Here is a 13,013-nt window from a genome sequence, read left to right as displayed (position 1 = left end):
GCATCAGTTCCAGGCGTGACGGGGCGGCTCGACGCCGTTGAGCAGGTGGTTGCCGATGAGGTGGTACTTCCAGCGCACGGGATCGTGCAGCGTATGGGTGCGGGCATTGCGCCAGTGGCGGTCATGGCCGAAGCGTTCGGAGACGCTGCGGGTACCGCCCAGTTCGCACAGGCGAGAGGCCGCCGCCAGGGCTATTTCGGTCGAGGCCACCTTGGCCTGCCCCACCACCACCGAGGCCTCGGCGACGCTGGCCGCGGACGGCGCCGCCAGGGCACTGTCCACGGCAACTCCGGCCTCTTCCAGCAGGGCCTCGGCGGCGGCCAGACGCCAGCTCAGGTCACCGATCAGCGCCTGGCCGAGTGGATCCTGCCAGCCGTATTCGAGACCGCTGTCGGTCCAGGGACGTGACTGGCGCGCCGCCGCCAAGGTCGCGGCGAAGGCGCCGCGGGCGATACCGACATCCACCGCCGCCTGGATGATCTGGGACACCGGACCATCCGCCGTGGGCCGCTCGAAAGCCTTCCAGGCCGGCAGCACCGCGCTGCGCGGGACGCTGACGCCCTTGAGCAGCACGCGGCCGCTGGCGGTGGTGCGTTGGCCGAAGCCGTCCCAATCGTCGATCACCGTCAGGCCGCCGGCATCGCGGGGCACCAGCGCGAGATGGGCCAGGCCCTCTTCGTCCAGCGCCACCGTGGGGACCAGGTGGGCGAACAGCGCGCCGGTACAGTAGGCCTTCTCGCCATCGATCCAGGCGGTGTCGCCGGTGAAGCGGATGCGCGTCTCGAACTGGGTGACGGTCTTGCTGCGCGCTTCGGAAAAGGCATTGCCGAAGCGGTAACCCTGGAGCACCAACCCCAGGTAGTGCCGTTGCTGCTCGGGGCTGCCGGTCAGTAGCAGGTTGTTGACCACGCCCAGGTGATTCTGCGGCAGTTGCCCCAGCGACGGATCGGCCGCCGAAATGCGGGCGATGACCTCTGCCACCGTGCCGAAGCCGACCCCGGCGCCGCCGAAGGCGCGCGGCACGGTGATGGCCCACAGCCCGCTGGCCGAGAAGCGTTCCAGCTCGGCCCAGGGCAGGCGTCGCTCCTGGTCGCGGCTGCGCGCTTCGCGGGCGAAGTCCTCGGCCAGCGCGGCCGCGGCATCGAGTGCTTCGGTGGCGTCGCGCAGGACGGTGGCGGGACGTTCGGGTACGGCGCGGGGGATGGCAGTGAGTGAGGTGGCAACGGCCATGCAAGGACTCCCTTAAGGAAACCCTGCAGCCATTGCACGGCCTATGCCATCTAAAAAATCCTTTTATAACAATTGGTTAAGAGATCAATCGGCGTATCGCCTGTTGCTCAGCCGACACTTTGCCTGACTGTGTTGCACGGCGAATAGTCAGAAGTCTGAATCCGCTACCCAGGATGCGCCTCCAACCGCTGTCCTTCATTCGTTCGAGGATGCCCAATCCTCGACTCTCAACCCAGGCACACGGTCGAATTCGCGGCGGTTGTTGGTGACGATAATTAGCCCCTTGGAGCGGGCATGCCCGGCGATCATCTGGTCGTATGGACCTATCTGCTGACCAATACGAGCCAGCTCGGCGCGAAGTTGTCCGGTGTGAAAGGCCGCGTCCTGGTCATAGGTGAGTACTTCCAGGCGAGCGGCAAAGCCTTCCACATCCGCCAGATTGCGCTCAGGGTTGGAGGACTTCTCCGCACCATAGATCAACTCCATCAGGGTGACCGTACTGATGCACATCTGACCGTGGCGCCGTTTGAAGGTCTCTCTCACCGCCTGTGGGCGGTTCTTGATGGTGAAAATACAGATGTTGGTGTCGAGCATGAACTTGAGCATCAGAAGGTCTCGCGCTCCTGATCGGCAGGCTGTTCACGCTCTGCCATGAAGTCGGCCGTCACGCCCTCGCCGTCGAACCAGCTATCCCAGGCTTCGCCAGCGGGACTGATGATGCGGGTGCGCCCTAGAGCGACCACATCCACTCGCTTTACGTCATCAGGCAAGGCAACCGCCTTGGGCAGCCTGACTGCCTGACTCCGATTGCTCTGAAAAACCGAACCTTGCTCCATGGGATACCTCACGGGATATATCAAGCGTATATCCCACCTTAACCACTCTAAGGGATATGTCAATGGGATATCCCGCAAACCGCGCCGGCACAAAGAGCCGTCACGACTACGCCGATCAACGTTCAGATACTGCCCCTGTGCGCACTACCGGCCATCGCTCAAGACTGCCAGCGTTAACGATCGCACCTTGAAAACGCTATTCGTGCGACCTATCGGGTAACATGCGCCGCCGCAAGCCAGACGTCGGTAGGCAAGGAGTTCAGCGTGTTCGAAACCCAGGTCATCATCATCGGTGCCGGCGCCGCAGGTTTGATGTGTGCGCTGAGCGCGGCCGCGCGCGGGCGTCGGGTGCTGGTACTCGATCACGCCAACAAGGCCGGCAAGAAGATCCTCATGTCCGGCGGCGGCCGTTGCAACTTCACCAATCTCTATTGCGAGCCGGCCAACTTCCTCTCGCAGAATCCGCACTTCTGCAAATCGGCGCTGGCGCGCTTCACCCAGTGGGATTTCATCGCCCTGGTGGCCAAGCACGGCGTGCCCTACCACGAGAAGAAGCTCGGCCAACTGTTCTGCGACAACAAGGCCAGCGACATCCTCGCCCTGCTGCTGGACGAGTGCGAACAGGGCGGTGTCGACCTCCGCCTCAATACCTCGGTGCAGGAGATCGCCCGCCTCGACCAGGGTGGCTATCAGCTGCAGACCAGCCTGGGGCCGGTGCGTGGCGAGTCCCTGGTGATCGCCACCGGCGGCCTGTCGATCCCGACCCTGGGCGCCACCGGTTTCGGCTATAAGGTCGCGCGGCAGTTCGGCCACCAGATCCTACCCACCCGCGCCGGCCTGGTACCCTTCACCGTCACCGATCCGCAGTTGAAGGACTTCTGCAGCGCCCTGTCGGGTACTGCCGTGGAAGACTGCCGGATCACCTGCAACGGCCAGAGCTTCGTCGAGAACCTGCTGTTCACCCACCGTGGCCTCAGCGGCCCGGCGATCCTGCAGATCTCCTCCTACTGGCAGCCCGGCGATAGCCTCAGCATCGACCTGCTGCCCCACCTCGACCTGCCGCTGTGGCTCGCCGAGCAGCGCCAGGCGCGTCCCAACAGCGAACTCAAGACCCTGCTGGGCGAGCTGTTCACCAAGAAGATGGTCACGCTGCTCGCCGACAGCTGGTTTGCGTCCAAGCCGCTGAAGCAATACAGCCCTGACGAACTCAAGGCCATCGCCGCCCGCCTGAACGACTGGCAGCTGGTGCCGGCGGGCACCGAGGGCTATCGCACCGCCGAAGTCACCCTCGGCGGCGTCGACACCCGAGAGGTGTCGTCCAAGACCCTGGAATCGCTCAAATCACCCGGCCTGTACTTCATCGGCGAGGTGCTGGACGTCACCGGCCACCTGGGCGGCTTCAACTTCCAGTGGGCCTGGGCCTCGGGGTACGCCGCGGCGCAGTACGTCTAGCGCCGGCGCAGTCCTAGCCGAAGCTGACACCCCGCAGCAGCGCGGGGTCCACGGTACGAGCCTGATAACGCACCGAGACCTGGCCATAGGCATGGGGGTCGAGCACCTGGTCCCAGCCAGCCGGGGTCACGTCCTGGCTGCGGCCGACGTCGGCTTCGGCGACGGTCGGCTGTGGCGCCGCCGGGGCACGGCGCTGCTCCACTTCCGCGGCCATGGCGGTGTAGCTGGCGGTGCTGAGCAGGGCGAGAGCGGCCATCTTGTTGAAGACGTTCATGGTGAATCCTCCGGTGGAGAGCAAGGGGCCTGGCGTCGCCGCGGCAGCGGTCCGGCGTCAGTCACGGCTTCACCTTGCGCCCTGGCGTCTTAACGCCGTCTTAACCCCTCTGAACCCGACCTGAACGACTGCGACAACCTGCCCCAGGCGATGGCCACTGGCCAATTGATCTGGATCAGTTTTGCCCAGGGCCAGCAGGCGCATCCTGCATGCAGCCGCCACTCCGTCCTGGATTGGCGCCACGGCTCGCGAGGTCGCCATGAACGGACGCCTGGTCAAGGAACTGCTGGTCATCCTGCTGCTCAAGCTGGCGCTGCTGATGGTGATCAAGAGCCTCTGGTTCAGCGCCCCCACGGTTCCGCCCGACGCCACCCAGGCGGTCAGCGCCCACCTGCTGGACTAGCCCCCTTCCCATCGCTTGAGGAGATTGCCGGGATGATCTCGGAATCCGTCGTGGACCTGTCACGCCTGCAATTCGGCATGACCGCGCTGTATCACTTCATCTTTGTGCCCCTGACCCTGGGGCTGGTGGTGATCCTGGGGATCATGGAGTCGGTCTATGTGATGACCGGCAAACAGGTCTACAAGGACATGACCCGGTTCTGGGGCAAGCTGTTCGGCATCAACTTCGCCCTGGGCGTCACCACCGGCCTGACCATGGAGTTCCAGTTCGGCACCAACTGGGCCTACTACTCCCACTATGTCGGCGACATCTTCGGGGCACCCCTGGCCATCGAGGGGCTGATGGCCTTCTTCCTCGAATCGACGCTGATCGGGCTGTTCTTCTTCGGCTGGGACCGACTGTCCAAGGGCCAGCACCTGCTGGTGACCTGGCTGGTGGCCCTGGGCTCGAATCTCTCCGCGCTGTGGATCCTGGTGGCCAACGGCTGGATGCAGAATCCGGTGGGCGCCGAGTTCAACTACGTGACCATGCGCATGGAGCTGGTGGATTTCGGCGCCCTGCTGCTCAACCCCGTGGCCCAGGTGAAGTTCGTTCATACCGTGGCCTCGGGCTACGTCACCGGCGCCATCTTCGTGCTGGCCATCTCCAGCTACTACCTGCTCAAGGGTCGCGACATCGGCTTCGCCCGACGCTCCTTCGCCGTGGCCGCCGCCTTCGGTACCGCCGCGGTACTCTCGGTGATCGTGCTGGGCGACGAGTCCGGCTATCGCGTGGGCGAGGTGCAGAAGGTCAAGCTGGCCGCCATCGAAGCCGAGTGGAACACCGAAGTAGCCCCGGCCTCCTTCACCCTGTTCGGCATTCCCAACCAAGAAGAGATGCGCACCGACTACGCGGTGAAGATCCCCTACCTGATGGGCCTGATCGCCACTCGCTCGACCCATGAGCCGGTCACCGGCATCAAGGATCTGGTCCTGCAGTACGAGGCGCGCATCCGCAACGGCGCCCAGGCCTATGCGGTGCTGGAGCAGCTACGCGCCGGCGACGATTCCGCCGCCACTCGCGCTGCCTTCGACGCCCACAAGCACGACCTGGGCTATGGCCTGCTGCTGAAGAAGTACGTGAACGATCCCACCACGGCCACGCCCGAGCAGGTGCACCAGGCCGCGCTGGATACCATTCCCGGCGTCGCCAGCCTGTTCTGGACCTTTCGCATCATGGTCGCCTGCGGCGTGCTGATGCTGGCGCTGTTCCTCTGCGCCTTCTGGGCCTCGACCCGGCGTAACGAGCTGCAGAAGCCCTGGCTACTGAAGTGGGCTCTGCTGAGCTTGCCGCTGCCCTGGATCGCCACCCAGACCGGCTGGTGGGTCGCCGAGCACGGTCGCCAGCCCTGGACCATCAGCGAGGTGCTGCCCACCCACCTGTCCGCGTCGACCCTGGCCCCGGCCGACCTGCTGGGCTCCATCGGTGCCCTGGTGGCCTTCTACACCCTGCTGCTGACAGTGGAGCTGTACCTGATGATTCGCTTCGCCCGGCTCGGCCCGAGCAGCCTGCATACCGGCCGCTACTTCCACGAACGCGCTGCCCAGGTGGGCGACGCCCTGCGCCAGGCTGCCTTGGTCAAGTCCACCACTGCGGCCAACGTCTGAGGAGACCACCATGTTCGACTATGAAATGCTCAAGCTCAGCTGGTGGGTGCTGATCGGCGTGTTGTTGATCGGCTTCGCCCTTACCGACGGCTTCGACCTGGGCGCCATGATCCTGATGCCCCTGATCGGCAAGACCGACAAGGAACGCCGCGCCGCCATCAACAGCATCGCGCCGCACTGGGATGGTAACCAGGTGTGGTTCATCACCGCCGGCGGTGCCCTCTTCGCCGCCTGGCCGCTGGTCTATGCCACCGCCTTCTCCGGACTCTACTGGGCGCTGCTGCTGGTGCTCTTCGCCCTGTTCCTGCGCCCGGTGGGCTTCGACTACCGCAGCAAGCTGGAAGACGCGCGCTGGCGCGCCGCTTGGGACTGGGGCCTGTTCACCGGCAGCCTGGTCCCAGCGCTGGTGTTCGGCGTCGCCTTCGGCAATCTCTTCCAGGGCCTGCCCTTCCAGCTCGACGACACCCTGAGATCCACCTACAGCGGCAGCTTCTTCGCCCTGCTCAACCCCTTCGCCCTGCTCTGCGGCCTGGTCAGCCTGGCCATGCTCTGCGCCCACGGCGGCAGCTGGCTGATGCTGCGCACCCACCAGGCCATGGGCGAGCGTGCCCGTCGCGCCACCGGCCTGTGCGCCCTGCTGCATCTCGTCACCTTCGGCCTGGCCGGCGTCTGGCTGGTCTCCAGCGTCGACGGCTACCTGCTGATCAGCCAGGGCGATCCCGGCAGCGCGCTGAACCCGCTGCACAAGGTGGTGACGGTCGGCAATCCGGGCTGGCTGGCCAATTACCAGGCTCAGCCGCTGACCCTGCTCGCGCCGGTGCTGGGCGTCCTTGGCGGTATCCTGGCCCTGCTCGGCAGCAGCTGGCGCCAGGCCGGTCTGGCCTTCACCGGCACCGCCCTGGCCATCGTCGGCACCCTCGCCACCGCCGGCTGCGCGCTGTTCCCCTTCGTGCTGCCGTCGAGCCTGGAGCCGGCGTCGAGTCTGACGATATGGGACGCCGTCTCCAGCCAGCGCACCCTGGGCATCATGTTCGTCGCGGCGGCGATCTTCGTGCCCATTATCCTGGCCTACACCCTGTGGAGCTACGTGCGGATGTGGGGCAAGGTCGATGATCGTTTCATCGACGCCAACCCGCACGGCCTCTACTGATCGGTCCCTCTCAAGGAGATTCGCCATGTGGTACTTCACCTGGATCCTCGGCGTCCTGCTCGCCGCGAGCTTCGGCATCATCAACGCCCTCTGGCTGGAAAGCACTCGGGAGCTGGACGTCCATGACGATGCAGAATGCTGAAGCCCTGCCCCGCGTCCACCCGCTGGGGCGGGCGCTGTCCCTGCTGCTGGCGGCGCCCCTGGCGCTGCTGCTGCTGATCCATCCCGGGTTGATGCTCGACGCCAGCGGCCACTACAGCCATCCGCTGCTGATGCTGGTCATGCTTGGCGTCTCCGCCGGCCTGGTCCACGGTGTCGGCTTCGTGCCGCGCCTGAGGCTCTGGCGCCTGCTGTTCGGCCCGGTGGTGGGCTGGCCGCTCATGCTGCTGGGCTATGCCCTGCTCGCCAGGGCGCAGCTCGGCTAACTCCAGGTCCGCCGATTGCGCCCGGACGCTCCGGGCGCTGTTTTCGCTACCGTTCTGCCGTGTGGCTTGGCACGCCCGCGACAGCCTCTCGTCCGCTTTAATAACCTGACTATAAAGATTCCTCTCTGGCCACCGACATAAACGCAAGCCCTCCCACCTTTGCCAGCTCATCGCCTCACCATCCGCGCGTCAGTTGCTCGCCTCAGAGAAGCCACCCATGCTCAGGAACGCCCCCCTAAGTACCAAACTGCTGCTGATCCTGGTCCTGCCGCTGGCCGGTTTTCTGGTGGTTGCCAGCCTCTATACCGCCGAGCGCTACAAGACGTTCAGGGAAATGGAGCATACCGTGACCGCCAGCGCCGCGGCCCAACGCATCAGCAACCTGGTCACCAGCCTGCAGCGCGAGCGCGGCGCCAGCGGCGTATTCCTCGGCAGCGGCGGCAAGGCGATGCAGGACAAGCTCAAGACCTTCCGCCAGGACAGCGACCAGGCTCTCGCCGCCCTGCGCGCCCTGGCCACCAGCGATGACGCCGACCTCCAGACCGCCCTGGGAGCCACGGACGGCCTGCGTGAGCTGCGCAGCAAGGTGGATGGCCTGAGCCTCAACAGCACCCAGTCCGGCACCGCCTACACCGATCTGATCAAAACCCTGATCGGCTATACCCACGCCCTCGAAGCCGGGGTGAACGATCCGGCCATCCTGCGCGCCCTGGGCGCCCTCAACCTGTTCGTCGAGATGAAGGAACGCGCCGGTCGCGAGCGGGTACTACTCGGCCTGGCCTTCAACCAGAATCGCTTCGATGCCGCTCTGTTGTCGCGCTTCGCCCGCAACCTGGGTGAATTCTCCGCCTATGCCGATGCGTTCCAGCGCAAGGCCACGCCCGAGTTCGTCCGCCAGCTCGAAGACACCTTCAAGCAACCCAGTGCCCTGGAAGTCAGTCGGCTGCAACAGCTGGCCTTCACCGTCCCGCTGGGCGACGCCCTTGGCGTCAAGCCGGAAGACTGGTTCAACCTGGCCACCCAGCGCATCGACCTGATGGGCAAGGTGGAGGCGGACCTCGGCGCCGGCGTCGGTGCCCAGGCCGAGCAGGCCCGGGCCAAGGCCAGTCGCGACCTCTGGATCACCCTCGGCCTGGTACTGGGGGTACTGGTAGCCGTCTCGGCGCTGGCCTGGGTGATCATCCGCAACATCAAGCAGGCGGTGGACCAGGTCAACGGCACCCTCACCCGCCTGGCCACCCGCGACCTCACCGCCCGCTGCGCCTACCAGGGCAAGGACGAATTCGGCACCATCACCGGCAATCTCAACCTCATGAGCCAGGAGCTCGGCCAGGTGATCCAGGAGATCGGCGCCGCTACCGTGCAAGTCGCCACCGCGGCGGAAGAGGCCTCGGCAGTGGCCATCCAGACCAGCCAGAACGTCGCCCAGCAGCGCCTGGGCACCGACCAGGTGGCCACCGCCATCGCCGAGATGAGCGCCACGGTGAAGGACGTCGCCCGCAGCACCACCGAAGCCGCCGAGGGCTCGCGCCAGGTGGAAGGCAACACCAGCCAGGGTCGCCGCGAACTGCAGGCCACCATCGGCCTGGTGCAGGGGCTGTCGGTGCAGGCCGAACGGACCTCTGAGATCATCGCCGAACTCAAGCACGAGAGCGACGCCATCTCCTCGGTGCTGGACGTCATCCGTGGCGTCGCCGAGCAGACCAACCTGCTGGCGCTCAACGCGGCCATCGAAGCCGCCCGCGCAGGCGAGGCGGGCCGCGGCTTCGCCGTCGTGGCCGACGAGGTGCGCCAGTTGGCGCAGAAAACCCAGCAATCCACCGGCAGCATCCAGCAGATGATCAGCCATCTGCAGGGCGGCTCCGATCGCGCCACCCAGGCCATGCAGGAAACCCTAAACCAGGTCCAGGCCGGCGCCAGCAAGGTGGTGCGCGCAGGCGAACTGCTCGGTGAGATCGCCGAGGGCGTGACGCTGATCAACGACCGCAACATCCAGGTGGCTTCGGCCGCCGAGCAGCAGAGCCAGGTCGCCGAAGAGATCAACCGCAACGTCAACGACATCAACGACCTGGTGATCCAGGTCAGCGCCGGTGCCGAGCAGACCGCCGTCACCAGCCGCGAACTGGCCCGCCTGGCCGAGCAACAGCAAGCCCTGGTGGGGCGCTTCCGGGTCGCCTGAGCGGGTCCGGCGCGGGCGTCGGTCGCTAAGCGCCGGCGCCGCGCAACCGCTCTCGCCAAGCGGCGCCGGCCCTCGATCTCAGGAAATGCAGCGCAAAGACGCAATTGCGCTCACAATGTACGACTGCGCATCCCGCGTGCGGGTGTATGCCCATCAACGCTACAAGGCTCGGTCCCGCAATACGATGGCAACGACAAAGCAACAGGGTGTGGCCTGGTTCGTCGACGGCGCCTACGCCCTGAGCGCCTGGAACGGCTCCGTCTCCGGCGCCAAATTCGACTATCTCAAGCTGCGCCAATTCATCGAGGAAGATGCAGGCGAGCGTATCGGCGACGCCTATTACTTCAACTGTGACAGCGACCCGCCAACCATCGCCCAGACCGGCTTCAACAAGTTTCTCAGTTCGGCCCCGCCCAAGGGCGCCGGGTTGCGGGTCAAGCTCTACTGGCTGCAAAGCAAGGCCCACGAATGGCCCAGCTCCGCGGGCGGCGGGCCAGTACTGCATCCCGTGACGGGCGAGCAGTACACGACGAAAAGTCAGAAAGGGGTCGATGTGGGCCTGGCCTTCAACCTGATGCGCTCCCACGCGAAGCGCGGCTGGAGGAAGCTGTATCTCGTCGCTGGCGATGGCGACTTCCATGAGGTCGTCCAGTATCTGGTGGAAAACGAGGGCGTCGAAGTCACGGTGATCGGCGCCCACTTCTCCATCAGTGGCGAGATCGCCCCCTATGTGCGGGTGGTGGAGTTCAAGGATATCGAGGCGGCCATCGCCAGGTAGCCAGGGATAAGCTTCGCCAGCCACACTCCTGGGCCAGCGCCTGGACCTGGCAGCAGCCGATGCTGATTGGACAAGCCTCAGATTCCCGTCATTCTAGGAGGCAGGCCTTCACCCCCATGGACGAACATTGGACCGACCATGACCCTTTCCATCGCTATCGCTCTGCTGTGGATGGGATCGCTCATCGTTCTAGCCATTCTTAGCGCGATCCCCAGACGTTGGGGATCCTATCTACTGGGGATTGTCGGCTTCATAGCAGTGGATATTGCGAGCCTGGAACTCAGTATGAGGCAAGCCGATGGTCCGGGGAGCCTATTGATCCCCCTCTTGCATGTGCTGTTCGCCGGTATTGCCTGCATCGCCCATGCCGTTCGTTGGCTGTTCGAGCTCTGGCTTTGGCTGGAAAAAAGGACTGGAAGCGGCGCCTGAAAGGGTCACGCTCTTGTCACCCAGCATCCTGGTCAGTCTGGATAGCCCGCGAAATCACAACGAAAATCGGCGTTCGCCCCAGGGTACCTTCATCCACCCCGTAGCCGCTGCAGATGCCCGGTCAGCATGGCCGACACCGTCCGGCAGGTGCGCTGCGCCGGCAGTTCCTCGTCGAACAGCAGCTCCACGGTGGAGTGGATCAGCTCGACCACGATGCGCGAGACCTGGGCGATGTCCTCCGCCGGCACCTGCGGCAGGATCGCCGAGAGCAACTCGGCCTGCTGCGCCGCGACCCGGCGATGCGAATCGAGCCGCACGTGCTCGAGCGACGGCACGGCGCGCAATGCCTTGAGAATCCACATCCCTCCCGGCGTCTCCGCAGTGACGCGGTAGGTGTCCAGCAACAAGCCCGTCAGTGCCTCTTCCACCGGCTCCAGGGGCCCGGCCAGCAGCGCCGGATCGATCCAGGGGGCGATCTGCGCGTTCTGCTTCTCCAGCAGACGCCGCCCCAGTTCCTCCAGCAGTGCGTACTTGTTGGGGAAGTAGCGATACAGCGCAGGAGGCGTCAGCCCTGCGCACTCGCAGACCAGGTTAGTGGACAGGCGTTCGATGCCAACCTCGCAGAGGACCTCGGCCGCCGCGGCGAGGATGCGCTCGTAGGTTTCCGCCGCGCGCTGCTGACTGGGGCGGGCCTTGGGCGTGGCGCGAGAGGTTGACGCAGGATCTTTGGCAGCCATGAACGCTTCCTGATGAGACGGAAAAACCCCTTGCGAGGCGCAAAAATGATAGTTATAACTATCGTGTAGCGATGACTATCATAACAGCTAAAGCGACCTTGAACTGCCTCCAGCCACAAGCACAACAATCAGCGGGAGTCTCACCATGAAATCGTCCTTCGCGCTCGCAGCTTTCCTTCTCGCCGTTCAGCTCCCGCTCGCCCAGGCGGCGAGCCCCGCGCCGGTCCAGGGCCTGTGGCTCACGGCCGATCAGGGCGCGGCGGTGCGCGTGGAGCCCTGCCCGGACAATGCCACGGCCCTGTGCGGCACCATCGTTTGGGACAAGGACGCCGGCAATGCCCACGACACCTGCGGTACGCGCATCCTGCAGATGACCCGCGACGACGCGGGCACCTGGCGGGACGGCTGGGTGTTCGATCCGCGCGATGGCAAGAAGTACAAGGGCTACGTCCGCCGCAAGGGCGACGACCTGAACATCCGGGCCTACGTCGGCACCGAGGTACTCGGCAAGACCGAACAGCTCACCCCGCTGAGCGCCCTCCCCGCCACCCCTCGCTGCAGCTAAGCCACCGCCAGGAGCGACCCCATGAACCGGACTCTTCACCGCACCCAGGCGGCGGCCCTAGCGTGCCTGGCATTCGCCAGCGCAGCGGTCCAGGCCGACGACGACCTGGCCAGCTACTCCCTGACCGTGACCCCGCGGCTGCTCTCGGATGTCCGCAACCGCAGCATCTCGGATTCGCTCAACCGGCCGGGGGCCAAGGTCACCCTGGAATTGGCCCACGAGAGCGGCCTGATCGGCCTGGCCGAATTCGGCACCGTGAGCAAGAAGCAGTTTCTCGACGGCGACGGCGCCAACGTGCTGCTGGCCGGCGGCTACCGCTTCGGCGATCCCGACGCCTGGCATTTCGGCGTAGGCCTGGCTGGCGAATTCTTTCCCGGCGCCCATTTCAAGGCACCCAGCCGGATCGATCCGGAGACCGGCGCGCCCGACGACTATCGCAGCACCAATTACAACAGCCAATTCGCCGTGCTGGAGATCGGCTATGGCGCCCTCCAGGGGCGCATCCTCAAGGTGCTCTCGGAAAACTACCGCGGTGCCAACACCGCCGGGGTCTGCGGCGCCCAGCTGCAATTCAACGCCGATCCCACCAAGGGCCTGGAGTGCTATGCCAAGGGCGACCACGACTCCCGTGGCAGCCTGCTCTACGACCTGGACTATCGCTACGAGCTGACGCCGCGCACCAGCCTCAAGCTGCACGCCGGCTACCAGCAGATCCGCAACTTCTCCGAGGCCAACTTCAGCGATTACGGGGTTGGCCTGGTGCATCGCCACTGGGGCTTCGACTTCGGGCTGGACTACGTCAGCCCCCATACCCGGGCACGCGAACTCTACATCGCCGAAGACGGTGACCATCAGCGCGCGACGGACGAGGCCCGCTGGGTGCTGTCCGTGGCCCGCCCCTTCTGAGCC

16 protein-coding genes are annotated in these 13,013 nt (G+C 65.5%); 11 read left to right on the top strand and 5 right to left on the bottom strand.

Translation table 11 applies throughout. The features are described 5' to 3' along the window. Window positions 1-3 precede the first annotated feature (3 nt). The 3 genes from QZ471_RS04310 to vapB form a co-directional block, all read right to left on the bottom strand. Complete coding sequence (locus QZ471_RS04310; protein ID WP_295461172.1) at window positions 4-1,230, bottom strand: SfnB family sulfur acquisition oxidoreductase; 1,227 nt, start codon at window positions 1,228-1,230, stop codon at window positions 4-6. 195 nt (window positions 1,231-1,425) lie between these two features. After that, window positions 1,426-1,836 (bottom strand): tRNA(fMet)-specific endonuclease VapC, encoded by a 411-nt coding sequence (gene vapC, locus QZ471_RS04305; protein WP_295461170.1) that lies wholly within the window; start codon window positions 1,834-1,836, stop codon window positions 1,426-1,428. Beyond that, entirely contained in the window at window positions 1,836-2,066 is a 231-nt protein-coding gene (gene vapB, locus QZ471_RS04300; protein ID WP_295461168.1) for a type II toxin-antitoxin system VapB family antitoxin, read from the bottom strand. Before vapB ends, vapC begins: the two co-directional genes overlap by 1 nt. Before the next feature lie 264 nt (window positions 2,067-2,330). Here vapB and QZ471_RS04295 point away from each other — a divergent pair, with 264 nt between their 5' ends. Next, window positions 2,331-3,518: an NAD(P)/FAD-dependent oxidoreductase gene (locus QZ471_RS04295; protein ID WP_295461167.1), complete on the top strand. Its 1,188-nt coding sequence runs from the start codon at window positions 2,331-2,333 to the stop codon at window positions 3,516-3,518. A gap of 13 nt (window positions 3,519-3,531) precedes the next feature. Here QZ471_RS04295 and QZ471_RS04290 read toward each other — a convergent pair whose 3' ends face one another. Then, window positions 3,532-3,792, bottom strand: coding sequence for a hypothetical protein (locus tag QZ471_RS04290; RefSeq protein WP_295461165.1), 261 nt, complete (start codon window positions 3,790-3,792; stop codon window positions 3,532-3,534). 259 nt (window positions 3,793-4,051) lie between these two features. On the opposite strand from QZ471_RS04290, the gene cydP reads away from it, so the two are divergent. The 8 genes from cydP to QZ471_RS04250 all read left to right on the top strand — a co-directional run bounded on the left by cydP (window position 4,052) and on the right by QZ471_RS04250 (window position 10,802). Continuing rightward, window positions 4,052-4,195 carry a cytochrome oxidase putative small subunit CydP gene (cydP, locus tag QZ471_RS04285; protein WP_295461164.1) on the top strand — a complete coding sequence of 48 codons (144 nt, stop codon included), beginning with the start codon at window positions 4,052-4,054 and terminating at the stop codon, window positions 4,193-4,195. Window positions 4,196-4,227: 32 nt separating this feature from the next. Next, window positions 4,228-5,841, top strand: a complete 1,614-nt coding sequence (locus QZ471_RS04280; protein WP_295461162.1) for a cytochrome ubiquinol oxidase subunit I — start codon at window positions 4,228-4,230, stop codon at window positions 5,839-5,841. A 10-nt stretch (window positions 5,842-5,851) separates the two neighbouring features. Then, window positions 5,852-6,991 (top strand): cytochrome d ubiquinol oxidase subunit II, encoded by a 1,140-nt coding sequence (cydB, locus tag QZ471_RS04275; protein WP_295461160.1) that lies wholly within the window; start codon window positions 5,852-5,854, stop codon window positions 6,989-6,991. 25 nt (window positions 6,992-7,016) lie between these two features. Then, entirely contained in the window at window positions 7,017-7,133 is a 117-nt protein-coding gene (cydX, locus tag QZ471_RS04270; RefSeq protein WP_007158843.1) for a cytochrome bd-I oxidase subunit CydX, read from the top strand. Further along, complete coding sequence (locus QZ471_RS04265) at window positions 7,120-7,416, top strand: cyd operon YbgE family protein (RefSeq protein ID WP_295461460.1); 297 nt, start codon at window positions 7,120-7,122, stop codon at window positions 7,414-7,416. Before cydX ends, QZ471_RS04265 begins: the two co-directional genes overlap by 14 nt. Window positions 7,417-7,633: 217 nt before the next feature. Continuing rightward, complete coding sequence (locus QZ471_RS04260) at window positions 7,634-9,595, top strand: methyl-accepting chemotaxis protein (protein WP_295461156.1); 1,962 nt, start codon at window positions 7,634-7,636, stop codon at window positions 9,593-9,595. 85 nt (window positions 9,596-9,680) lie between these two features. Beyond that, window positions 9,681-10,373 carry an NYN domain-containing protein gene (locus tag QZ471_RS04255; protein ID WP_295461155.1) on the top strand — a complete coding sequence of 231 codons (693 nt, stop codon included), beginning with the start codon at window positions 9,681-9,683 and terminating at the stop codon, window positions 10,371-10,373. 138 nt (window positions 10,374-10,511) lie between these two features. After that, the gene (locus tag QZ471_RS04250) at window positions 10,512-10,802 is read left to right on the top strand and encodes a hypothetical protein (RefSeq protein ID WP_295461153.1); all 291 of its coding nucleotides are present in this window, start codon (window positions 10,512-10,514) and stop codon (window positions 10,800-10,802) included. Between the two features lie 89 nt (window positions 10,803-10,891). Here QZ471_RS04250 and QZ471_RS04245 read toward each other — a convergent pair whose 3' ends face one another. Continuing rightward, the gene (locus QZ471_RS04245; protein ID WP_295461152.1) at window positions 10,892-11,539 is read right to left on the bottom strand and encodes a TetR/AcrR family transcriptional regulator; all 648 of its coding nucleotides are present in this window, start codon (window positions 11,537-11,539) and stop codon (window positions 10,892-10,894) included. 145 nt (window positions 11,540-11,684) lie between these two features. Between QZ471_RS04245 and QZ471_RS04240 the strand changes: the two genes are divergently transcribed. Together QZ471_RS04240 and QZ471_RS04235 are read left to right on the top strand one after the other, a co-directional pair. Further along, on the top strand, window positions 11,685-12,104 hold the full coding sequence (locus tag QZ471_RS04240) for a DUF2147 domain-containing protein (protein WP_295461150.1): 420 nt from the start codon (window positions 11,685-11,687) through the stop codon (window positions 12,102-12,104). 21 nt (window positions 12,105-12,125) lie between these two features. Then, on the top strand, window positions 12,126-13,010 hold the full coding sequence (locus QZ471_RS04235; protein WP_295461149.1) for a TorF family putative porin: 885 nt from the start codon (window positions 12,126-12,128) through the stop codon (window positions 13,008-13,010). Window positions 13,011-13,013: the final 3 nt, after the last annotated feature.

Source organism: uncultured Pseudomonas sp. (genome assembly GCF_913774235.1).
GTDB lineage: Bacteria > Pseudomonadota > Gammaproteobacteria > Pseudomonadales > Pseudomonadaceae > Chryseomonas.
The sequence above is the reverse complement of the archived record's forward strand: the minus strand, read 5'-3'. Positions and strand labels throughout refer to the sequence as shown.